Raw genomic sequence first — 21,960 nt, 5'->3', positions numbered from 1 at the left:
TTTTTTGTAAGTGATGTTATGATGAAGTAGCATTCAATAAAGTTGTAATTGAGGAGGATACTATGAATAAAAAGCAATTAATATTTCCAAAAGATTTTTGGTGGGGTTCCGCTTGGTCGGCGGAACAAGCAGAAGGCCGCGGAGAAACTGGAAAAGCGGAGACTGTTTGGGAGCGTTGGTATAAAGAGCAACCTTATCGTTTTTATCAAGGAATAAGTTCAGAAACAACAACCGATCATATTCATCAGTATAAAGAAGATGTACAGTTAATGAAACAAACGGGACATAACTCTTTCCGCGTTTCGATTTCTTGGGCGCGGATGTTTCCAGAAGATGGGATAGGAAAAGTTAATCCAAAAGCAATCGAATTTTATCGTAATCTATTTACTGAAATGAACAATAATGGAATTAAGGTATTTGCCAATCTTTATCATTTTGATATGCCAGCTATTTTACAGGATAAGGGAGGCTGGGAATCCCGTGAAGTTGTTGATGCATACGTAAATTTTGCGGACAGTTGTTTCGAAGAATTTGGAGATTTAGTTTATCATTGGTTCACATTTAATGAACCTTTAGGCCCGATTTTAGGTTCTTATTTAGAAGATTTCCATTATCCGAATATTGTTGACTTTAAGCGTGGTGCCCAGGCAGCACATTTTACGGTTTTGGCACATGCTAAAGCGATAGCTGCTCATAAAAAAAGACAGTTAGATAGTAAAATCGGCGTTATCTTAAATTTAAGTCCAACGTTTCCACGAAGTCAAAATTCTGCAGATGTAAAGGCGGCAGAAATTGCTGATTTATTTTATGTCCGTAGTTTCTTGGATCCGATGGTCAAAGGAGTCTATCCAGAAAAACTAATAACACTTTTAAAAGATTATGATCAACTCCCAGAAGATTACACAGAAGAAGATCTAAAATATATCAGAGATAATACGGCTCAAATTTTAGGTTTGAACTATTATGAACCGCGTCGCGTTAAAGCTCGATTAACGGCTATAAACCCAGAAGGACCATTTTTACCGGATTGGTTCTTTGAAAATCATGTGATGCCAGGACGCCGTATGAATGAATACCGTGGTTGGGAAATTTATGGAAAAGGTATTTATGATCTATGTATGGATATAAAAGAAAATTATGGCAATATTGAGGCATTTATTTCTGAAAACGGAATGGGTGTTGCTAATGAAGAACGTTTTATGGATGAAACAGGGCAAGTAATTGATGATTATCGAATTGAATTCATCCAAGATCATTTAGCTTATCTTTGGAAAGCAATTAATGATGGTTGCAACATAAAAGGTTATCATTTATGGACATTTATTGATTGTTGGTCATGGATTAATACCTATAAGAATCGATATGGTTTAGTTTCTCTTGATTTATCGACACAGAAAAGGAAAATTAAAAAAAGCGGCGAGTTTTACAAACAACTTAGTGATCAGAATGGTTTTGATTATGATGTAGATTTGCTTGTGTAATTAAAGAAACAATAAAATGTCTCCACAAAATTGATTTCTGATAGAATATATAAAATATGAAAAATGACTAAACAGAATCATGAGATCATTTAATCAAAGTGAAAACGATCAAAAAAATGCTGAAAAAAAAGGAAAGGTTATCCTAGAAGAAGCGAAGACTTCACTTTCGAGAACGACAAGTTCATTAGAAGGGTCAATCAAAGGACAATTTGGGCATTCAGTAAAAGAAGCGTTTGATAAGCAAGAAAAGAAATTAGATAGTTTAGGTAATTAGAGTAGATACAACAAGAAACGAGAACGTACCCAACTAAAAATATATGAAGAAAGTCAGAACGAATTGTTTTGATTTTTTTTATGTTCAATAGAGTTGCTCAAAACATAAATTTAGGATAGAGGATTTCTATGTCCTATTTTGTTTTACAGAGACCATTAGTTAAGTAAATAATTAGAATCTGACACAAGTACGTTGAATCAGATTCTCTTAAATATACAGTTCCCAAAAAACAGTCGAAAAGGGGTTAATTTTGTTACAAAATAGAGTGAATTGTACACAAGTAGCGATAGTAATAGAGGTAAAAAATACTTTTGAATATGATGTTATTAATTAATCGCAATCAGATAATGAGATTCTAGATTAAATGTTAATAATAAATTAAAAGGAGAGAAAATTTGAAAAATCTAATCAATAGGATGAAAAGTGGATACTTTCTATTTCTAGGGTGGGCTGAGGAAAATGTTTTGGTGATAATAAATGTCTCATTTGCTTCAAATTTACAAAATAGATAGTAAGAAGGAGCTGGTTTGATTGCCAACTCCTTTTTGTTTACAGTCTGAACAAAGGTTATCCTCTGCTTTTGCTTATCAGTAAGAAGAAAAGACACGATATTGTCATTGTACATTTCGGTTGTTTATTGTTAAAATAGAAAGACTGAAAAGCGTAATTATAGCTATAGGAGAGAAAAAAATGAATGAAGTATGGCAAGATCGAGTACCGCCCCAAAGTATGGAAGCAGAGCAGGCCGTTTTAGGGTCGGTTTTTTTAGATGCTGAGGTTATTATCGATGCTTTAGAATACATAGAACCAAAAGATTTTTATCGCCGTAATCATCAATTGATTTTTCAGACTATGCTTACCTTGAATGATCGAAATGAAGCGATTGATGTTATTACGATCAAAGATCGTTTGGAGCAAGAGAATTTACTAGAAGACGTTGGTGGTTTAAGCTATCTGTCAGACTTAGCGTTAGCGGTACCAACAGCTGCTAATATTGTGTATTATGCAAAAATTGTTGAGCAAAAATCATTGCTGCGCAACTTGATTCAAACCGCTACAGAAATTGTTACCAAAGGATTTGAGCAAGGCGAAGATGTTGAAACAATATTAGACGATGCAGAGCGCAGTATTTTAGAAGTTTCAGAAAAAAGAAATCGAAGTGGTTTTTTATCGATCGCGGATGTATTGAACACGTCGATTGCAAATATTGACCAACTTTATCAAAATGATGAAGAAATCACTGGGTTACCTACTGGTTACCCAGCTTTGGATAAAATGACAGCAGGACTACAAGCAGAGGAATTGATTATCTTAGCTGCTCGTCCAGCCGTAGGGAAAACTGCTTTTGCTTTAAATATTGCACAGAATATTGGGACTAAAACAGATCGTTCTGTTGCTATTTTCAGTTTGGAAATGGGGGCAGAATCGTTAGTTAACCGGATGCTTTGTGCGGAGGGTTCGATTGAAGCTGGACACCTGCGGACAGGTCAGCTCTCAGAAGAAGAGTGGCAAAATCTGATTATTGCGATGGGAAGTTTGTCCAGAGCACAAATCTATATCGATGATACACCAGGTATAAAAATCACAGAAATTCGGGCAAAATGCCGGAAATTAGCACAAGAACGTGGCAATCTTGGGTTGATATTGATCGATTACCTGCAGCTGATTGAAGGTACTGGCCGCGAGAGTCGTCAGCAAGAAGTATCTGAAATTTCCCGTCAATTAAAAAAATTGGCCAAAGAATTAAAAGTTCCAGTTATTGCCTTGTCTCAATTATCCCGTGGTGTAGAACAGCGTCAGGATAAACGTCCTGTACTAAGTGATATCCGTGAGTCTGGATCTATTGAGCAAGATGCGGATATCGTGGCTTTTCTTTATCGTGATGATTATTATGATCGTGGTGAAGAAGGAGAAGATGGCAATCGTGAAGAGCCTGAAATCGATAACGTTATTGAAGTAATTATTGAGAAAAACAGAAGTGGTGCCCGAGGAACGGTTGAGCTGTTATTTATTAAAGAGTTCAACAAATTTGCTTCGCTATCCCAAAGACCAGATGATTTTTAACCATTAAATAAAAAAAACAGCTATATGCCAGTGTTTATTCCGGTCATAGCTGTTTTTTTACTTACCATAATTCTGTTATCATTAAAAATCCAGGAATCCAAGCAGTAATGATTCCTTCAAAAATAGCTAAATACAAAACAAATTTTCCAATTGGAAGTGTCAAAACATTTTGTAAAAATCCAGAAAACCAAAGAATTCCCCATAATATCCAAATGATGGCAAAACGCCAGTCACCGCTAGCATATGAAAGGTAGGCACAAGGAATAGCATTTACAGCGACAAATAAACCAAAAATACCATACGCCCGCCAATCCAAATCAAACAAGTAAATAACGCCCATCAAAAGGTTTGTACAGGCAAATAAAAAACCAGTACCAGCGGAAAAATAGTCTCCACGCAATAAAAAAGTTGTATTGACTATAAATGTTACACTTCCTGTAAATAAGTTTATGAAGGCAGTTGATTTCCCATCAACTCCCGCTAATCCGCAATAACCGTTACTAATCAATGTAATGCCGACGAATAATAAAACAACACCCAACAAAATAAAAACCCTCCTATTTAAAATGAATTGCGTATTATATTTTACGTTAGTTGCCTAGAAAAAGAAATATGCAATTTGTTATTTTTAGATGACAGTCATCAAAAACGATAAGGCATCTATTTTTTCATTTATAGGACGGACAGCCAATATTCGCTTTTTTATTCAATGTTTTTTGATATATCAATTAATGTTCGTGTTTTAACCTTTTTTTATTTTTAAAAAATGATATTATTCGATTTTTCCTTGAAAGCGTTCTGCTTTACTGGTACAATGAATCAGGACAAAATAATTTAGAACGAGGTGTTCGAATGTCATCAGTTGTAGTAGTCGGAACGCAGTGGGGCGATGAAGGAAAAGGAAAGATCACAGATTTTTTAAGTGAGAATGCTGAGGTCATCGCACGTTATCAAGGCGGAGATAATGCAGGTCATACCATTAAATTTGATGGTGTCACTTATAAACTACATTTGATTCCTTCAGGTATCTTTTACAAAGACAAGATCAGTGTGATTGGAAATGGCGTCGTAGTTAATCCAAAATCTTTAGTAAAAGAACTGGCTTATTTAAAAGATAATAATGTCACAACAGATAATTTACGTATCTCAGATCGTGCACATGTGATTTTACCTTATCACATCCAATTGGATCAATTGCAAGAAGATGCTAAGGGTGAAAATAAAATTGGTACAACGATTAAAGGGATTGGACCGGCATACATGGATAAAGCTGCTCGTGTAGGGATTCGTGTAGCAGATTTATTAGATAAAGAAATTTTTGAAGAACGTTTGAAAATCAATTTAGAAGAAAAAAATCGTCAATTCGTTAAAATGTTCGATAGCGAACCAATTGCTTTTGAAGATATTTTCGAAGAATATTATGAGTATGGTCAACAAATCAAGCAATACGTAACAGATACTTCTGTTATTTTAAATGACGCATTAGATGCTGGCAAACGTGTATTATTTGAAGGCGCACAAGGCGTTATGTTGGATATTGACCAAGGAACCTATCCATTTGTTACATCATCAAATCCAGTTGCTGGAGGCGTTACGATCGGAAGTGGCGTTGGTCCTTCTAAAATCAATAAAGTCGTTGGTGTTTGTAAAGCTTACACATCACGTGTTGGTGATGGACCATTCCCTACAGAATTGTTTGATGAAACAGGAGAAACGATTCGTAAAGTGGGGAAAGAATACGGTACAACAACAGGTCGTCCACGTCGTGTAGGTTGGTTTGATACTGTTGTAATGCGTCACTCTAAACGTGTATCAGGCATTACGAATTTATCATTGAATTCCATCGATGTTTTAAGTGGTTTAGACACAGTAAAAATCTGTACAGCCTATGAATTAGATGGTGAATTGATCTATCATTATCCAGCTAGCTTGAAAGAGTTGAGCCGCTGTAAACCGGTCTACGAAGAGTTACCAGGTTGGTCAGAAGATATCACAGGATGTAAGACATTAGCTGATCTTCCAGCGAATGCAAGAAACTATGTACACCGTATTTCTGAATTAGTTGGCGTGCGTATTTCAACATTCTCAGTAGGTCCAGACCGTAATCAAACGAATGTATTAGAAAGTGTTTGGGCACAAATTTAAATATGAAAGAGGTTGGGACAGGAGTTGCTTCTGATTCCAACCTTTATTCGTAAGTAGTGTGTGAAACAAAAGTGTTTTTTTACTTTTGTGCCACACACTTTTTTTGTGCTAAAAAATCTTTTTAACTTAAAATAAGATGACTAGATATTCAAAAAGATGGTTTTTTACGAAAAATGATATAAAAATAAAAAAATAATGAAATAAAAAGCGTGAATTTTTGATTTTTACAGCCCATTATCCTACTATTAAAGTGTACTTATAACGAGAGGAGAGTTTTTTATGACGGAAAACAGAGTTGAACCATTCAGAGAATCAGACGGTAAAGGTTGGATTGATCATGGTCCTCGTAATCTTTCTCGAGATCAAGAAAATCCAGATATTTTGGTGCCACCAGCAACTGATCATGGAACAGTGAATAACTTACGTTTCAGCTATTCTGATGCCCATCAACGACTAGAAGAAGGGGGTTGGACAAGAGAAATCACAAATCGTGAATTACCAATTTCTGAAGATGTCGCAGGGGTAAACATGAGTTTAGAACCCGGTGCTTATCGTGAAATGCATTGGCACAAAGAAGCAGAATGGGGCTTAATGCTTTACGGTAATGCGCGTGTTACAGCGATTGATGAACATGGACGCAGTTTTATTGATGATGTAAAAGAAGGGGATATTTGGAACTTTGAATCAGGAATTCCACATTCTATTCAAGCATTGGATCAAGGTTGCGAATTTTTACTAGTATTCAGTGAACCGGATTTTTCTGAAAATAATACCTTCCTTTTATCCGATTGGTTGGCACATACACCAAAAGACATTGTAGCAGCAAACTTCAAAAAACAAATAAGTGATTTGGAAAGCTTCCCTAAATCTGAAAAATATATTTTTAAAGCAAATGTACCAGATTCAATTGAGGCTGTTGATCGCCCAAGTAATAATGGTGAAGTACCTTCCCCATTTACTTTCCATATCGACACATTAGATCCTATAATTTCAGAAGCAGGTAAAGTAAAAATTGTGGATCAAAGTGTCTTCCCAGTGGCTCAAACAATTTCAGCAGCCTTTGTTGAAGTAGAACCAGGTGGGATGAGAGAGTTACATTGGCATCCAAAAGCTTCAGAATGGCAATATTACATTCAAGGACAGGCAAAAATGACGGTCTTTAATTCAGCAGGATTAGCTCGTACCTTTGATTTTAAAGCAGGAGATGTAGGTGTTGTTCCAATAGTAGCAGGGCACTATGTTCAAAATACTGGAGACGAACCATTACGCTTTGTTGAAGTGTTTAAAACAGCTGATTATTCAGACATCTCATTAAATAAATGGTTAGGAACTTCTCCAGCTCAAATGGTCGCTGATCATTTGAATGTGACTAAACAATTTGTTGAATCATTACCAAATCCTGATAAACCTGAGCCAGTTGTTTGGTATAAAAAAACTGAATAATATTCAGTAATTGCCTAGAAATGAAAAGAAACAATTTTTCTAGGCTTTTTTATGATGATGATGAAAGGGAGAGATGACAGATGGAAAATCGAAAAGTGCCAACATATCCCGTCATGGAATTGCCATGGATCGCCTTCTTCTTAGCAATTGCAGCAGGTTCTATGGATGGGTATACGTATTTTATAGGAAAAGCATTTAGCACGGTACAATCTGGGAATATTATTTTGTTAGGTCAGACGATCGCCACAAAAAATTGGAGCCATTTTGCAACGATTGCATTGACTATTTTATGCTTTGGTATAGGAGCATTGGTTACAGGAATTATCGAAGTGTTAGGAATTAAAAAGAAAAAAATCTGGGCTTTTGAAATCTTACTTGTAGAAGCATTGATTTTAATCGCACTGGGTTTTGCCCCAATCAATGGATATTTTAGTGCCCTACACTTATGTATGTTGATTTCATTTCTTGCTGGTATGCAAGGAAATGCTTTTCATAAAATTGATGGAATGCTTTATGGAAATGTCGCCGTTACGCTAGTTGTGCAATTGGCTTTCAATTATATCATTCAAGCGATCGTCGGGACAAAAGATGCTTGGAAAAATAGCTGGTTATACTTTTCTGTATTGATTGGATTTGCTGGCGGAGGCTTGATCGGAACCCTTCTAACGTCTGCTTATGGAGAAAAATCATTATGGTTTACTGCAGTTGTTTTAGTTTGTATCGCATTTTATTCGAAAGTGATTAAAGTCGAAAACAAAGTAATTACTATTGATCCAAATTAGTAGGGGGAGAAAACATGGTTTTTGACGTTATTGTGATTGGCAGTGGTGTCGCTGGTTTGTCTACTGCGTTTGGTCTTAGCAAAGGTGGTAAGAAAGTTGCCGTTATTGAATCTACCTTTTTTGGTGGTGTAGTCTATAATGTCGGCAGTACTCGAAAAAAAGAATTAGTAACGATTACACAGCATGCATTACAAAATCAACGTTTTGAAGCACATGGTATTACGACGCCAGTTGAATTAGATTGGCAAGATGCGATGAACTGGATTGATAGCATTGAAGCAGACGAAGATAATCAACATCAACTGGCATTAAAAGAAGCGGGGATTACAACGATATATGGAACAGCTACATTTGTTTCGCCAAATGAAGTGAAGGTAGATGGTATCGTTTATTCGGCAGAACAGTTTGTTATAGCAAGTGGTGGCACAGACCGTCCATTTTCTTTTGAAGGGATTAATTATTTATCGGATAGTGCTGTATTTTTAACACAAAAGGAGTTGCCTAAAACAGCGATCTTTATTGGTGCTGGGATTATTTCTTTTGCCTTTACCACGATTGCCGCAACTTTTGGATGTAACGTAATTGTGTTGCAACATGATGAACGAGCATTGAAGAATTTTGATCAAGAATTTGTCAGTCAATTAATAGAAATCAATAAAAAACGTGGTGTCTCTTTTCATTTCAATGAGAGCGTGAAAAAAATAGAAAAGACAGAAGAGGATACGTTACGTGTGCAGACAGAATCAGGTGAAGTGTTCGAAGTAGACCAAGTATACAATGTTGCTGGACGAGTTCCGCTGATCGACTCACTAAAACTTGAGAATGCACAAGTTTTGTATGATGCTCATGGGATTGATACCAATGAATATTTGCAAACAAATCAATCACATATATTTGCTTGTGGCGACTGTTCTAATGCTAACGTTCCTAAATTAGCTACCTTTGCTGCGTATCAAGCAGATTATCTTGTTTCTTATCTACTAAAAAAAGAATTAGCGCCTATCCGCTACCCGATGGCTTCTACGTCGATCTTCAGTGAACCAAGAATTGCTCAAGTCGGTGTGACAACTGCACAAGCGTTGGCAGAGCCAGAAGAGTACGTGGTTGAGGAAATGGATATCAGCAAGTGGCTAGATTCAAAAAGAAAAAACGAGAATCCTGCACTACTTAAAATTGTTACAAGACGGAGTGATGACCGTGTTGCAGGCGCTACAGTGATGAGTCAAGAAGCGGATATCTTTATTAATTATATAACGATGGCGCTATATGCAGAGTGGACAAAAGATGATTTGAAAAAACAAATTTACGCATATCCATCGTTAGTGAACGACATGACTCGATTTTGGAAGTAAAGGTAAGAGACTCAAAAATCAATAAACTCTGGGACAATCGTCCATTGTGAAAAATAAGTTCGGTTTTGATGAGTAGTATTAAAACCGAACTTATTTTATGTACCCTTTTTTTCTAAGACACATTTTTTTACAGTTATTGGCTTATCTAATAAAGCATGAGTATCCATCAATTATGTGTTAAAATAGAAAAACAGTTAGGGAGGATTTAAAAATGACATTTAAATTAATGACAGACTCATGTTGTGATTTACCATATACATATTTAGAAGCCAATAATGTTGATTTTATCAGTATGACCATTCAATTGAATGGGAAAGAATTAGTCGATGATTTAGGGAAAACATTTGATTATGATTGGTTTTTACAAGAAATAAAAACAGGCGGCATGCCGACTACTTCTCAAGTGAATGTGGGACGCTATATTGAATTTTTTAGACCCTTTGTCGAAAAGAAGATGCCGATATTATATTTAGCCTTTTCTTCTGGTTTAAGCGGCTCTTACCAAAGTGCGATGCAGGCTGTTGATATATTGAAGGAAGAATACAATGATGCAGAAATTTATGTGATCGATACGAAAGCTGCTAGTTTAGGCGAAGGTTTGCTAGTCAGTGAAGTTATTCAATTGAAAGACGACGGACATTCTTTAGCGGATATCTTATTATGGTTATCTGAAAATAAGATGACTGTTCAGTCTTGGGTGACGGTGGATGATTTGAAGCATTTAGAGCGTGGTGGTAGGATTTCTAAAGCTGCTGCGGCAATTGGCGGACTAATGAATGTGAAGCCGATCATTATAGTGGATGAGCAAGGTAAATTACAAAATATCGGCAAAGTTCGAGGTCGTAGTAAAGCATTGAAAAAGCTGGCAGATGAGACGGTTAAAGGAATGGTCGAACCATTAAAACAAACATTATTTATTGCCTATGCTGGGGATCTAGAGAGTGCTGAGAAAGTCAAAGTTATGATCGAAGAAAAGATTCAAGTTAAGGAGATTCATTTGCATCCCTTAGGCCCAACGATTACTAGTCATACAGGAAATGGTTGCATTGCAGTATTCTCTAGAGGGAAGAAAAGAGTTTAGACAATCAAGGATAGAAAAATGGAATGTTGATTTTATATGTATTAAATGATGTAGAGTGTAATGTAAGTATTGAAGATCGTTTATGGATTAGAATATGTAATTACAGACAGCGGTTCTGTTGCAAAGTTTCAAAATAAATATTACAGATTCCATTTTGACTATAGATTAAGCAGTTATTCCCAATAATATTTCAATTTCCGTGTAGACAGCAAAGCCAAAGAGATTTCCTTCTTTTCGGCTTTTCTTGTATATACGTCGAATCGCTTCCATGCCCTTAATAGCGATCGAGAACGTGCGAAGGCTTTAGGCGTTTGATAGGTCGATAATCTTGTTCAATCAAATTATTGAGATATTTGACCGTTCGATATTCCATCTTCTGATATAATCCATTTTTCTGAAGCTTTTTTACTGCACTTCTTACGGAGGGAGCCTTATCAGTTACAAGAACCTTTGGTTCACCAAATTCCTTCCTTAATCGTTTTAAAAAGGCATAATCAGCTTGAGTATCCTGTTTTTTACCTAACCAAATATTCAAGGTTAGTCCCTCAGCATCAATAGCATGATATAAATAATGCCAAATTCCTTTAATTTTGATATAGGTCTCGTCCATTTTCTATGAATAGAAAGATTGTCGACTTTTCTTTTTCTAAATTTGATAAAGGACTTCCCCTTATTCTTGAACCCAACGGTAAATCGTGGTGTAACAAACATGGATCCCACGGTCATAAAGGGTTTCTTGGATTTTACGATAGCTGAGGCTATAACGAAGATAATAGCAAACGGCGATAATAATCACGTCTTTCTGAAATTGTTTTTCTTGAAAGTGATCAATCTTTATTCCTCCAAGCGATCTTTTTTAACTATTTTACATTAAAATTATCTTATTGGAAAAACTTTGTAACAGAACCAAATTTATCTATAATGAGAACTTTGATACTGAAAAGGAGAATCTTTATGTATGCAGATAAATTGTTAATTGAGTGGCTTCTTTTCAAAAATAAGGAGACAAATACTAGTATTGCTAAAAAAGTTTGAATGGGAGAAACTTCGGTAAGAGAACTAAAAAGTAGAAAATCTTCTATTGAAGGTATGAAGTTCAAGAATGCTTATGCAATGACTATTTATGCGGAAAAAAGCACTACGAAGAATCAGACACAGAAAAAAGATGCAGTGTTTATTAGATCAATACGCTGAATCAAGAAACAAAATATCTAAAAATGAATTAGTAAAAAAATGACAGACAGCTATTATGAATTAAACGAAAAATAGAAGGGAGTTCTGCGAAGGAACGTTTGATAGTGAAAGGTTGGAGTAAATGGCCTTACCAGCGTGCTAATGTATTTTGAGATTACGAATATTATTAATCTGATTTCTGATATTCAATAGGTTATCAAAAGTCATACCAAAATTAACAATATTCGTTATTAAGAGACTTTACAGAAAAAAATTTATTCGCCCATAAATATTAAGGTTTAAAAATAACTTTTTTTACATTAAAATCATAGTAATAGATGTTAATGAGTCTCCCTGTCTAATGGTAGTAGTTACTTGTAAAAGTCTAATGTATTTTGTCCCATTAAATTGAGTTTAGGAGTGGAAGAAATGAAAATTAACGAAAGATTAAGAAGTCAATTGGAATATGTACGTCAAAGTGTTCCTTTTTATAGAGACAATAGGGTGTGTGATTCGAGTAGTTTGGATAGTTTTCCTTTAATCAACAAAAAAAATATACTTAGTGAGTACTCTAATTTCATCAGTGAAGATCTTGGAATTCGAAAAAATAAACTAGTAAAGTTGTTAGAGAATCCGACTGTCAGACAAGGTGATTCCTTTAATGAGGTTTATGAATTTGATAATATTATTATTGAACAAACTACGGGAACTAGCGGTATACCATTTAGATGTGCTAAAACAAAATCAGAACGTTCAGCAATATCGTTAGAAATGTGGAAAACTAGAAGGAAAATTGATAAACAATTAACTATCCAAAATTTGTTTTCTTTTAACCATACAGGGATTAATAGAGAGAATCCTAATCCTAATGATTTTAATCTAGATCATGTAATTAATTTATATAAAAAAGTAGAGTTTAGCAAGAGCAGATGGCTTCATGCTTCACCAAATACAATCGAAAAACATGTAGATATATTAAAAAATCATAGAGATAAATTGAGTTTAAGTGATTTACATTACATTGAGTTCACTGGTAATCATTACTCTGATGAGACAAAGAAAAAGATTGAGAACTTTTTTAATGTAAAAATAGTCAATCAATATGGGTGTATAGAAACATGGGCAATGGCAATGTCTTGTAATAAAGGGCATCTACATGTAAATGAGACTCTTGTTCATATAGAACTTTTAGATGATAATGATAAAATTATAAATCAATTGGATCAGCCTGGGAGAGTATTTGTAACTAGTCTCATCAATAAAGCTTTTCCCATTATTAGGTATCAAACGGGTGATTTTGCAAAATTTGTAGATACAGAGTGTAGTTGTAATCAAAAAGGTCCTGTTATTCAAATTTTAGAAGGACGAGAGATTAATTTAATTAAAGGTCTATCTAATAAGGTTTTCGGGAATGTGTTATTTCACAAAATCTTACAACGAACTATATTTGAAATACCTGCGGGTAAGAATATTAAGTACATTCAAATTACACAACCAACTTTAAATTCATTTTTGATAGAAATTAATGAATTTAAAGATGTAAATAAGGTCGTTCAAGAAATTATTAACTTAACTAAAGAACGATTAAATAAGGATTTTCTTTTTGAAATAAAAATTCTATCTGAGAACATGATTTATAAAAGAAGAACAGAAAAGGGTCACTTATTTTTGTGTAAATGTTAATTGTAACTTTTTGGCAATCAATATAATTTTATGGATTTGCTTTATTATAAATATAGTAATACTGAAAGTTTGATTGAAGAAATAATTCGTTTCTAATTTCGTTCTATTGACAAGGTATAAATAAGATGGAATAATCTAGAATAAGGTTGAAAAAAAAATTAATATTTGATGTTAGGAGCAAGGAAAATGAAATTACATGTTGATAAACTATCTACATCGGGATCAGAAATTGAAGGTTTGCAAATTATTAATTCAAAAATGGCTACAGAAGATCGAGGAACCGTTAGGGAACTTTATCGTCAAAGTAGTTATTCTGAATTTCTACCAGATACTGTATCTGGATGGAAGCAAGTAAATTTAACTAAGACAAACAAAGGAGCGGTAAGAGGTTTACACGGGGAAGCTATGTCAAAACTAGTTACTGTAGCTTATGGATCAGCCTTCGGTGTCTATGTTGATACTAGATTAGGAAGCAGTACAATTGGTTCAGTTGTGACAGTTCACCTAACACCGGGTATCCAAGTGTTTGTACCTCAAGGAGTATGTAATGGCTTTCAAGCACTTGATGTAGATACAGAGTATCTATACTTTTTTGATAATGAATGGGTTCCAGGAATGTCAGGGAAGGCATTATCTCCATTGGATACTGAATTAGGTATTAACTGGCCTATTCCTATTGATCCTAATAATCGTGATCAGATTTCTAAAAAAGACTCGCAAGCCCCTAGTCTGAGTGAGGTACTTTCTTCAATGGAGAAAGAATCTTAATGTCTAACATGGCAAAGGTGAATGAACAAGTAGCTGATGCTCTTCATATTGATAGTGGTGTAATTGAAGTATCCCCCCATAAATCTGGTGTTTGGGGTAATATACTATTTGAAATAGAAGCTCCAAAGTGTCATTTATTGTATAAAGAATTTCTTCCTTTTACAGCAGTTGAGATTGCATACAATCCACCAAATATTACCCCAGAAAAAAGACTAAAGACTTCGGTTTCTATGCAAAATTTTGCGAGAAATAATGTTCATGTTATAGGTGTTGAGATACCAAAGGTCATAGTTGAGTTTCCACGTTCTTTTTTAATGGATTATATTGAGGAGGGCTTGGATTTAAAGTATTTTTTGGATAATGGACTTAAAATTTATAATCCAAAAGCTTTAGGTGAAGCTATTGCTGAATTTCACAATAGCTCTGTACCTAAAAATGATGTCATAGAAACTAATGAACTTCTTCTATATAAAATTGGAATTCAATATTGCACTGATCTGATTGACGGATTGACAGATCAGCACAGAAAAATTTATAAGCAACTATATAGTGAATTACTTAATTTTGACGATAGCTTTGTTCCTATTCATGGAGATTTCAATGGTAAGAATATACTTATAGATCAGTCAGGTATGCTAGGTATAATCGATTTCGAACATTCAGGAATGGGAAAGTGTGTATACGATTTGTCCTATTTTGTTGCTGAAGTTGTTATTGCAGCAATTATTCGACCTGAAAAGATTTCATACCGCCAATATATCGAAAAATTCTTAGTAGCTTATGTAAAAAAATCTAAACAACTGGAGTCAGAGCTCGATTCACTTTGGAGTCATGTTGCGGTTCAAATGCTTTATCGACTCACTGGCCCATCTGCGTATGCCTGGACCAAATATTTTTCTACTGAAAATCTAGATAAGATAAATAGAATTGGTGTACGTATGATAGGGTGTAATTTTGTTCTATCTGATATTTCCAATGAATTAAAAATATTGATAGAAGAATTGTAACCTTGATGTAAGCGTGTCATAGAACGGTAACTACACACTAACTACCCGATTTGATAAACTCATTCAGGTCGTTGACGTTTAGCATTTCAATTTATTGATAGCTTGCCTGGATGTCCGTATTCCATGACAACGATTTGTCCTTGGGTTTCCTAATATTTTGGGCTCTATAATTTAAAGGACTGATGAATCAGAAATGATTCTTTAGTCCTATTTTCATTAACGACAGAAACAAACCACACGTTCGATGTGTGAGGAAACAGAAGCTTTAGTGTTAAAAATCTCCTTTCGTTATACTAGTAAATGGTTACCAACCAGATATTAGTATAGTGAAAGGAGATTTTTATGTCTAATGACGATAAAAGTTTATCACATAGTTTTCACACCGAAATATAGAAGGAAAGTTATTTATGGAAAACTAAGAAAAGATATTGGAACAATTTTGAGAAAATTATGTGAAATAAAAGAAGTAGAGATCATAGAAGCATATGCAATGCCAGATCATATTCATATGTTAGCAAAAATACCACCAAAGTTAAGTGTTTCAAGTTTCATGGGCTATTTAAAGGGAAGAAGTGCGGTTCTCATTCATGAAAGACATGCGCATTTGAAGTACAATTATGGGAATCGAACATTTTGAGCAAAAGGATATTGTGTTAGTACTGTTGTATTGAATCAAAAGACAATCGAAAAATACATTAGAGAGCAAGAAGCGGATGATGGTCTTTTTAAGAAGCCCCTTGAAGGGGCTTTGAATTAAAAAACATAACGTTCTATTGTATGATTAATTAAAAAAACACTAAACAGAGAGGATGATATGCTCATGATTAATGATGTCAAAAAATTCTAAGAATTACCGATAAAAATCTAAAAATTGAGGCTGTTTCTTACGAAATAATCCAAAAATAAAATATCTTAGTCATCCATGCAACACAATCTCCTTACCAAGATGTTTGTATAAATTGTGGTTCAACGAAGGAGGGTCAGAATGGAAAAAAAGAATCACAGTTCGGTTTGATCAATACAACTATATGCCTACTATTATGAAGTTTGCGAAACAGCGGTACACGTGTAAAAATTGTTTGACTCATTGGACAGCACAAAGCTATTTTGTTCATCCGAGACATTCCTTTACGAATCATATGACAGCTAAGATCAGCGCATTGCTCAAGGAAAAGGGTTCTCTTTCATTCATTTCTAAAATGACCAATGTTTCCAACACTACTGCTATTCGTAATTTAAAAGAGTTAGGAAAGACTTGCCAAATGCCAAAAATGGAACGCTACTTATTTTCAATTTCTAAAAAATATTTTTCCAAATGGTCAATTAATTATTGATCGTTTCCACATGATAAAGCACTTGAATCAGGATTTTCAAGAGTTTCAAGAGAGATCAAACACTTAAAGCAACAGAATAAAACCGAAGCCTATAAGAAAATCAAAGCCAGTTACTTATTAACAAAATCATTCCAAGTCCTACGATAGAGATAAGTGTTTCAAGAACTGTCCATGTTTTTAGTGTTTGTTTTATATCCAAATCAAAACATTCTTTGAACATCCAAAAACCAGAATCATTTACATGAGAAGCTGCAATAGATCCGGCACCAATAGCGAGAACCATAAAAGCAGACATCTCTGGAGACATTTTTTCTACAACTCCTGAAACTATACCTGCAGCAGTTAATGCCGCAACAGTACCAGAACCGAGTGCAAAACGAAGAATAGCAGTAATAAGCCAAGCTAAAACTAAAGGAGAAATTAAAGAATTGTTAAACAATTTTTCGATTTGTGCTGAGATTCCTCCATCAATTAAAATCTGTTTTAATGCCGCACCACCGCCAATAATTAAAAAAAGCATGGCAATAGATTTGATTGAGCTCTCCATAGATTCAGCAATCTCTTTATTTGTTCTCTTCTGGAACCAACCCATTGACCACATAGCAAATAAAAGTGAAATAAACATTGAACCTACCGAACTACCAAGGAAAAAGGCGATCCCATCCCATCCGGTAGGGTAGGTTGTTTTTGTTATGCCGTCAACAATAGTTATTGTTGGAGACAACTCATGGGTCCTTTTGATTGCTATATCATAAAATGTTGAAATTATCATTAAAATCACAGGCATCAAAGAGGTCAGAATCGAGAGAAGAAAAGAAGGAGTTTCCTCAAATCGCCATTCTTTAAATTCACCAAAAGTACTTAGCTTAGGTTTTATAACAAAAGCTTCCGGAATTAACTTTTGAATAAATTTTGTAAAGAAAATACCCCCAATAATGGTCATTGGAATAGCCATAATAATTCCATAAATTAGTATAGTCCCTGGGTTTACATTAAATCCTCTTGCTATTGTCATTGGTGCTGGGTGTGGAGGTAATAAACCATGTGTTATAGATAATGCAGCTGCCATTGGAATACCTAAGTAAAGCAATGGGATTTTGGCCTCAATAGCAACAACAAATATAATTGGAATTAATAAGACCATTCCAACTTGGAAAAACAAGGCAACTCCTACAATAAAACTAGCAATCATTATTGCAAATTGAATATATTTTTCCCCAAAAAAATTAATTAACGTATATGAGATGCGATAAGCACCACCCGCGTCCGTGATTAAGCGTCCAAGCATAGCTCCAAAACCGAATACAATAGCAAGCTCGTTAAGGGAACTCCCAATACCATTCGTAATGGAGATAGGTATTTGAGAGATAGGAATTTTAAGTCCTATACCAATAAGTACAGATACCACAATTAAAGATACAAAAGTATTAATGTTGAACTTGAGAATCATAATTAGGAGGAGTATTAATCCAGCCAGTAGAACGAGTAAATCAAGCATTTTGTTCCTTTCCAAGGAAGGATTAGTTCGTCTGTATTTAATCTAACCTAACACTTTTAGTATAAAAGCCTGGGGTCTAAATTAAAAACAATGCCGTTTCTTCTTACCTTTGTAAAAAATAATGATTGGAGAAATTACTTTTTTTTTTTTTGAACCATAGTGTAATCAAATTTTTGAATGATATTTGTTAATTCTCTCGGATTTTCAAGTGGTATATTATGTCCTGCTCCATCAATAGATTCAACAGTACACTTTCTTCTAGTAGCGAATTGAGAAGATCTTTCTAAAGTAATGCTTGGATCTTTGGACCCTACAATCATCAAAAGAGGAACCGTAATACTGTCAAAAGCAGTCAATGCATCTGCTTCAGATGCAATTAAACATAGGTTACTATAATTAGTAGGAGATTGACGGTTCAACATATTAGTAAAATTTGAAATGACAGTTGGATGAGTATTAATAAAATCTGTTGCAAAACTACGAGGAATTACTTTATCAAAAATACAACATATTGACTGTAGACGACGAATTTGTTCTGCACGCCAAATGAATCCCGATTTACTTTTTTTATTATATCGAGGATTTGAACATACAAGGATTACGCTATCAATTAGTTCTGGAATCTTCTTAGCTACTTGAAGAGCAACTAAGCCACCTAAGCTATGACCAACCAGTTGAATGGGAGGTGCCTCTTTACGAAGTACTTGAATTGTATCTTCAATGATCTGATCAAATGATTCGGACTTACCTTCCGATTTACCAATACCTCTCACGTCAAAAGCAATTAAATCACGCTGGGATTCTAATTTTTCAAATTCAGTTAGAACATCTTCCCAAATAACTTTAGATTCACAACCCAACCCTTGAATTAATAATCTAGTTCCCTTTGGGTTCTCTGTTTCAGTGTGAAATCGGAATCCATCTAAATTGTATTGAGATGGACTATCTTCAATACGCCAAAATTCATTTAAAACTTTTTTTTTTCCCATAAACTAATCCTTTCATAATATGTTTCTATTTAGAATTGTATCAAATTCGATTAATTCAAATACTTCATTTTTTTGTAATGTTGAAGGAAGAGTGGTATCTACTAATGCCTGTAATAGGATTGAAGAATTCACTGTTTGCCAATGATAAAACATTTCGTTTAATACACTCTCAGAAAGCTCATAGGGTTGCATATTCTTAACATAGCAAGGATAAATACCTCCTACAAAGGATACACCTACTTTCCGACCTAAAGATACACTGTTTTCTCGAATTCTAGGTATTACAATGATTTCATGGTTATCCGTCAGCAATAAATTGTAACTAAGTTTTTTATACCTAAGAGTCTGTGAAATTTTATAAGTTATACTACTTACATCCTCTAATTGTCCTGAAACAACAAGCGCAAGATGAGGTATGCCTAGTATGCGACTTATTTGAAAGGTTTTAGTAGTTAAAATTACTGATCGATTAAGAATACTTATGGGATATTTTTCATTTGATATTGAGAAATGAGCATGTTGAGGTATAGATGCTCCGCTGCCAAAAATTTGAACACCACCACTTTGACAACTAGGCATATCATTAATTAATTTAAGAGCTGATTTAATTTGAACACTATTCAGAAACTCTTCGTGTATGTTTCCAAAGATAGTAAATTGATTAACCATGAATGGGTAATCATTTTTTATAATATGAAACAACTGTGATATTGATTTACTTGAATTTAACCACCGTTCACAAAATGGACAGTTACAATTATTCAATGACTTTTGATCCCATTCATTATATCTTTTAATTAATGATGGAATGAATCGAACTATGCACTCCATATCCATTACGGAAAGTTTGCGGTCGTATTTACTGAACATAAGTAATTCCTCCACGTACTATTCAATTAAGTAAACTGATCTTGAAAAACGAGACTTTTGTTATGAAGATTATATTTAGAATTATAATATAAGGAGCATCAAAAATACCCTTAGTATTTTCGATGCTCCTTGTTGATAAATCCCATACTTCTTTCGGGGCTATCAAAAACTAATTATGTGTTAAATAAGCACACATAATTTATGATAACGACTAATTCTAAATCGTTATCATCCAAGTAATTAACGTTGTTTTGAAGCTGCGTTAGTTTGACCTACTTTTTTGAAACTTAATTTTTGTTTGCGCATAGTATTCACCTCCTTAAAAGATATTTATATAAATAAGTAATTTATTGTTAGACTACTTATTTTTATCGAAAAAAGTATACATATCTAAAAATTTCTATCATCTATATTAAAGGATTGACCTGTGACTCCTTCAATTTTATCTGAGATAAAAAAGAGTAAGAAGTTATTCAAGTCTCTTTGTTGAGTATTTTTTTTAAGAATACTTCTATCATTTGCTTCAACAAATTTATGACTTTGCTTCCTATTTAGTGCTGACTGTATAAATCCAGGATTAATTAAGTTAACAGAAATACCATAGCATCCAAGCTCTAAGCTAGCAACTTTGCAAAGCATATTTAAAGACGCCTTAGACGAGCAGTAATTTGCTTGATGGATTCTGGAGTTATGAGAATATTGCGAAGATACAAATATCAATTTTGAGTTTTTATGTTTAGGCATTAATAAGGATAAATGTTTTATAACTAACATGGCTCCTCGGGAATTTACATTGTGTACGTGGTCCCAATTAGTAGTATCCATATTTCTAATTAGATCATCTTTGTTAGTTCCGGCAAGATAAATAATAACGTCTAACTTAATTTCCTTTTTGATCAAAATGGATTTTAAGTGTAAAAATGAGTCTTCATTTACAACATTTAATTTAAATAAATCAATATTCCTAAGGCTATTTGAATTTTTTTTCTTTGGTAAATCTATTTTTGAAGTGTTGTAAGTAAGGACAAGATTATATTTGGTTTCATCTATAAAAGCGCGCAAGAGACTATTACCTATTGAACCAGAGGCGCCTATAATTAGTACTGTTTTCAACATATTATCCACTCAATTTTTCGTATTTTTTATAAGATTGTTCATATAGATTAAATTCATTTTCTGTATGAGAATTCCAAATATTTGAAAAAGATTTTACATCGATACTCCCTTTAAATAACTTTAGTAGATATACAATTATTTTTTCCCAGTATAAATAGTTTTTACGAAAATCAGGAATATCTGTGAAATAAGTACTTTGAATAAATTTCGAAAACAGTAGCGAATTAGGACTTCTTAAAGACCTAACTAAAGAAACAGCCTGTATATTTCTGATGCATTTATCTTCTATAGACAAAGTAGTAAAAATGTGTGAGTATAAATCTTCGTAAAATTTTTTGGATAATTCTAAGTAATTCTCTAGAGAAGACGTGATAGACTTATATAATATAGCCTTAGAGTATTTAAATAAGTTTTGGTTTCTTAAAGAAAAGTAATCAATTCTATCTGACTCTAGGTTTGTCTTAAATAGATTCTCTTTAGTTTCAACTCCTTCAAATTTACTATCATAGATAGTTAATAAATCTGAACTTTTATTTTTTACAGAAATCCAATGTTTCCCATATTTTTTTCTAAATGTATCAGTATTTAGTTCTAGCAGATAGCACTCAATGAGAAAGAGGAACTCTTCATGATTTACAGAGTGTTCAAAAAGCTGTAGATATCTACTATAATTTAGTTTTTCATGTTTAAAATATAGATTAGTTACTTCTTTAAAGTAGGTATAATCAAAATGACAATTGGAGATGGAAGCTTCAGAAATAAACTCATTATTCTTAATTATAATTTCTGGTTTTTCACCGCCATATAAAAAAAATAGTTCATTAGGGGGAATATCAATTCCATTTGAAAGGAAGTAAGAGCTAAAGCATTTATATATACAATTATCATCTATTTTCATAT

The 21,960-nt window shown here is 33.8% G+C and carries 17 protein-coding genes and 3 pseudogenes; 13 read left to right on the top strand and 7 right to left on the bottom strand.

Annotation, left to right across the window (positions count from 1 at the left end; all coding sequences use genetic code 11):
• Positions 1 to 62 precede the first annotated feature (62 nt).
• The 3 genes from BCR21_RS13840 (at position 63) to dnaB (ending at position 3,819) form a co-directional block, all read left to right on the top strand.
• Positions 63 to 1,481: a glycoside hydrolase family 1 protein gene (locus BCR21_RS13840; RefSeq protein ID WP_069647050.1), complete on the top strand. Its 1,419-nt coding sequence runs from the start codon at positions 63 to 65 to the stop codon at positions 1,479 to 1,481.
• Positions 1,482 to 1,560: 79 nt separating this feature from the next.
• Positions 1,561 to 1,755 carry a hypothetical protein gene (locus BCR21_RS13835; protein WP_069647049.1) on the top strand — a complete coding sequence of 65 codons (195 nt, stop codon included), beginning with the start codon at positions 1,561 to 1,563 and terminating at the stop codon, positions 1,753 to 1,755.
• A gap of 690 nt (positions 1,756 to 2,445) precedes the next feature.
• On the top strand, positions 2,446 to 3,819 hold the full coding sequence (gene dnaB, locus BCR21_RS13830; protein WP_010762114.1) for a replicative DNA helicase: 1,374 nt from the start codon (positions 2,446 to 2,448) through the stop codon (positions 3,817 to 3,819).
• Positions 3,820 to 3,880: 61 nt separating this feature from the next.
• Here dnaB and BCR21_RS13825 read toward each other — a convergent pair whose 3' ends face one another.
• Positions 3,881 to 4,363 (bottom strand): AmiS/UreI family transporter, encoded by a 483-nt coding sequence (locus tag BCR21_RS13825; protein ID WP_069647048.1) that lies wholly within the window; start codon positions 4,361 to 4,363, stop codon positions 3,881 to 3,883.
• Positions 4,364 to 4,671: 308 nt separating this feature from the next.
• Here BCR21_RS13825 and BCR21_RS13820 point away from each other — a divergent pair, with 308 nt between their 5' ends.
• The 5 genes from BCR21_RS13820 (at position 4,672) to BCR21_RS13800 (ending at position 10,622) form a co-directional block, all read left to right on the top strand.
• Entirely contained in the window at positions 4,672 to 5,964 is a 1,293-nt protein-coding gene (locus BCR21_RS13820; RefSeq protein ID WP_069640114.1) for an adenylosuccinate synthase, read from the top strand.
• 279 nt (positions 5,965 to 6,243) lie between these two features.
• A complete protein-coding gene (locus BCR21_RS13815; RefSeq protein ID WP_069647047.1) occupies positions 6,244 to 7,407 on the top strand; it encodes an oxalate decarboxylase family bicupin in 1,164 nt (387 codons plus the stop codon).
• A gap of 80 nt (positions 7,408 to 7,487) precedes the next feature.
• Positions 7,488 to 8,189 carry a YoaK family protein gene (locus tag BCR21_RS13810; RefSeq protein ID WP_069647046.1) on the top strand — a complete coding sequence of 234 codons (702 nt, stop codon included), beginning with the start codon at positions 7,488 to 7,490 and terminating at the stop codon, positions 8,187 to 8,189.
• Between the two features lie 14 nt (positions 8,190 to 8,203).
• Positions 8,204 to 9,541: a dihydrolipoyl dehydrogenase family protein gene (locus BCR21_RS13805; RefSeq protein ID WP_069647045.1), complete on the top strand. Its 1,338-nt coding sequence runs from the start codon at positions 8,204 to 8,206 to the stop codon at positions 9,539 to 9,541.
• A gap of 211 nt (positions 9,542 to 9,752) precedes the next feature.
• The gene (locus BCR21_RS13800; RefSeq protein ID WP_069647044.1) at positions 9,753 to 10,622 is read left to right on the top strand and encodes a DegV family protein; all 870 of its coding nucleotides are present in this window, start codon (positions 9,753 to 9,755) and stop codon (positions 10,620 to 10,622) included.
• A gap of 165 nt (positions 10,623 to 10,787) precedes the next feature.
• On the opposite strand, the pseudogene BCR21_RS13795 reads toward BCR21_RS13800, so the two are convergent.
• Positions 10,788 to 11,454, bottom strand: a pseudogene (locus tag BCR21_RS13795) (IS6 family transposase).
• Positions 11,455 to 12,224: 770 nt separating this feature from the next.
• On the opposite strand from BCR21_RS13795, the gene BCR21_RS13790 reads away from it, so the two are divergent.
• The 5 genes and pseudogenes from BCR21_RS13790 to BCR21_RS17365 all read left to right on the top strand — a co-directional run.
• On the top strand, positions 12,225 to 13,478 hold the full coding sequence (locus tag BCR21_RS13790) for a phenylacetate--CoA ligase family protein (RefSeq protein WP_069647043.1): 1,254 nt from the start codon (positions 12,225 to 12,227) through the stop codon (positions 13,476 to 13,478).
• Between the two features lie 186 nt (positions 13,479 to 13,664).
• A complete protein-coding gene (locus tag BCR21_RS13785; protein ID WP_069647042.1) occupies positions 13,665 to 14,246 on the top strand; it encodes a dTDP-4-dehydrorhamnose 3,5-epimerase family protein in 582 nt (193 codons plus the stop codon).
• Positions 14,246 to 15,253, top strand: a complete 1,008-nt coding sequence (locus tag BCR21_RS13780) for a phosphotransferase (RefSeq protein WP_069647041.1) — start codon at positions 14,246 to 14,248, stop codon at positions 15,251 to 15,253. Before BCR21_RS13785 ends, BCR21_RS13780 begins: the two co-directional genes overlap by 1 nt.
• Positions 15,254 to 15,602: 349 nt before the next feature.
• Positions 15,603 to 16,010, top strand: a pseudogene (gene tnpA / locus BCR21_RS13775) (IS200/IS605 family transposase).
• A 530-nt stretch (positions 16,011 to 16,540) separates the two neighbouring features.
• Positions 16,541 to 16,654: pseudogene (locus tag BCR21_RS17365) on the top strand (transposase); the annotation flags it as partial.
• A 33-nt stretch (positions 16,655 to 16,687) separates the two neighbouring features.
• Here BCR21_RS17365 and BCR21_RS13765 read toward each other — a convergent pair.
• From BCR21_RS13765 to BCR21_RS13745, 5 genes are all read right to left on the bottom strand, one after another.
• Entirely contained in the window at positions 16,688 to 18,085 is a 1,398-nt protein-coding gene (locus BCR21_RS13765) for a gluconate:H+ symporter (RefSeq protein WP_069647039.1), read from the bottom strand.
• Positions 18,086 to 18,219: 134 nt separating this feature from the next.
• The gene (locus BCR21_RS13760; protein WP_069647038.1) at positions 18,220 to 19,074 is read right to left on the bottom strand and encodes an alpha/beta fold hydrolase; all 855 of its coding nucleotides are present in this window, start codon (positions 19,072 to 19,074) and stop codon (positions 18,220 to 18,222) included.
• Between the two features lie 12 nt (positions 19,075 to 19,086).
• Positions 19,087 to 19,944, bottom strand: a complete 858-nt coding sequence (locus BCR21_RS13755; protein WP_069647037.1) for a DUF4922 domain-containing protein — start codon at positions 19,942 to 19,944, stop codon at positions 19,087 to 19,089.
• A gap of 390 nt (positions 19,945 to 20,334) precedes the next feature.
• Positions 20,335 to 21,060 (bottom strand): SDR family oxidoreductase, encoded by a 726-nt coding sequence (locus tag BCR21_RS13750; protein WP_069647036.1) that lies wholly within the window; start codon positions 21,058 to 21,060, stop codon positions 20,335 to 20,337.
• Position 21,061: 1 nt separating this feature from the next.
• The gene (locus tag BCR21_RS13745; protein ID WP_069647035.1) at positions 21,062 to 21,958 is read right to left on the bottom strand and encodes a hypothetical protein; all 897 of its coding nucleotides are present in this window, start codon (positions 21,956 to 21,958) and stop codon (positions 21,062 to 21,064) included.
• Positions 21,959 to 21,960 lie beyond the last annotated feature (2 nt).

Origin of the sequence: Enterococcus ureasiticus (assembly GCF_001730285.1) — a bacterium.
Classification (GTDB): domain Bacteria; phylum Bacillota; class Bacilli; order Lactobacillales; family Enterococcaceae; genus Enterococcus_L; species Enterococcus_L ureasiticus.
This window is presented reverse-complemented; position numbering and strand designations above follow the sequence as displayed.

Coding starts and splice junctions, on each gene's coding strand:
- BCR21_RS13840 (WP_069647050.1), top strand. CDS start 63: ATGAATAAAAAGCAATTAATATTTCCAAAAGATTTTTGGTGGGGTTCC.
- BCR21_RS13835 (WP_069647049.1), top strand. CDS start 1,561: ATGAGATCATTTAATCAAAGTGAAAACGATCAAAAAAATGCTGAAAAA.
- dnaB (WP_010762114.1), top strand. CDS start 2,446: ATGAATGAAGTATGGCAAGATCGAGTACCGCCCCAAAGTATGGAAGCA.
- BCR21_RS13820 (WP_069640114.1), top strand. CDS start 4,672: ATGTCATCAGTTGTAGTAGTCGGAACGCAGTGGGGCGATGAAGGAAAA.
- BCR21_RS13815 (WP_069647047.1), top strand. CDS start 6,244: ATGACGGAAAACAGAGTTGAACCATTCAGAGAATCAGACGGTAAAGGT.
- BCR21_RS13810 (WP_069647046.1), top strand. CDS start 7,488: ATGGAAAATCGAAAAGTGCCAACATATCCCGTCATGGAATTGCCATGG.
- BCR21_RS13805 (WP_069647045.1), top strand. CDS start 8,204: ATGGTTTTTGACGTTATTGTGATTGGCAGTGGTGTCGCTGGTTTGTCT.
- BCR21_RS13800 (WP_069647044.1), top strand. CDS start 9,753: ATGACATTTAAATTAATGACAGACTCATGTTGTGATTTACCATATACA.
- BCR21_RS13790 (WP_069647043.1), top strand. CDS start 12,225: ATGAAAATTAACGAAAGATTAAGAAGTCAATTGGAATATGTACGTCAA.
- BCR21_RS13785 (WP_069647042.1), top strand. CDS start 13,665: ATGAAATTACATGTTGATAAACTATCTACATCGGGATCAGAAATTGAA.
- BCR21_RS13780 (WP_069647041.1), top strand. CDS start 14,246: ATGTCTAACATGGCAAAGGTGAATGAACAAGTAGCTGATGCTCTTCAT.
- BCR21_RS13765 (WP_069647039.1), bottom strand. CDS start 18,085: ATGCTTGATTTACTCGTTCTACTGGCTGGATTAATACTCCTCCTAATT.
- BCR21_RS13760 (WP_069647038.1), bottom strand. CDS start 19,074: ATGGGAAAAAAAAAAGTTTTAAATGAATTTTGGCGTATTGAAGATAGT.
- BCR21_RS13755 (WP_069647037.1), bottom strand. CDS start 19,944: ATGTTCAGTAAATACGACCGCAAACTTTCCGTAATGGATATGGAGTGC.
- BCR21_RS13750 (WP_069647036.1), bottom strand. CDS start 21,060: ATGTTGAAAACAGTACTAATTATAGGCGCCTCTGGTTCAATAGGTAAT.
- BCR21_RS13745 (WP_069647035.1), bottom strand. CDS start 21,958: ATGAAAATAGATGATAATTGTATATATAAATGCTTTAGCTCTTACTTC.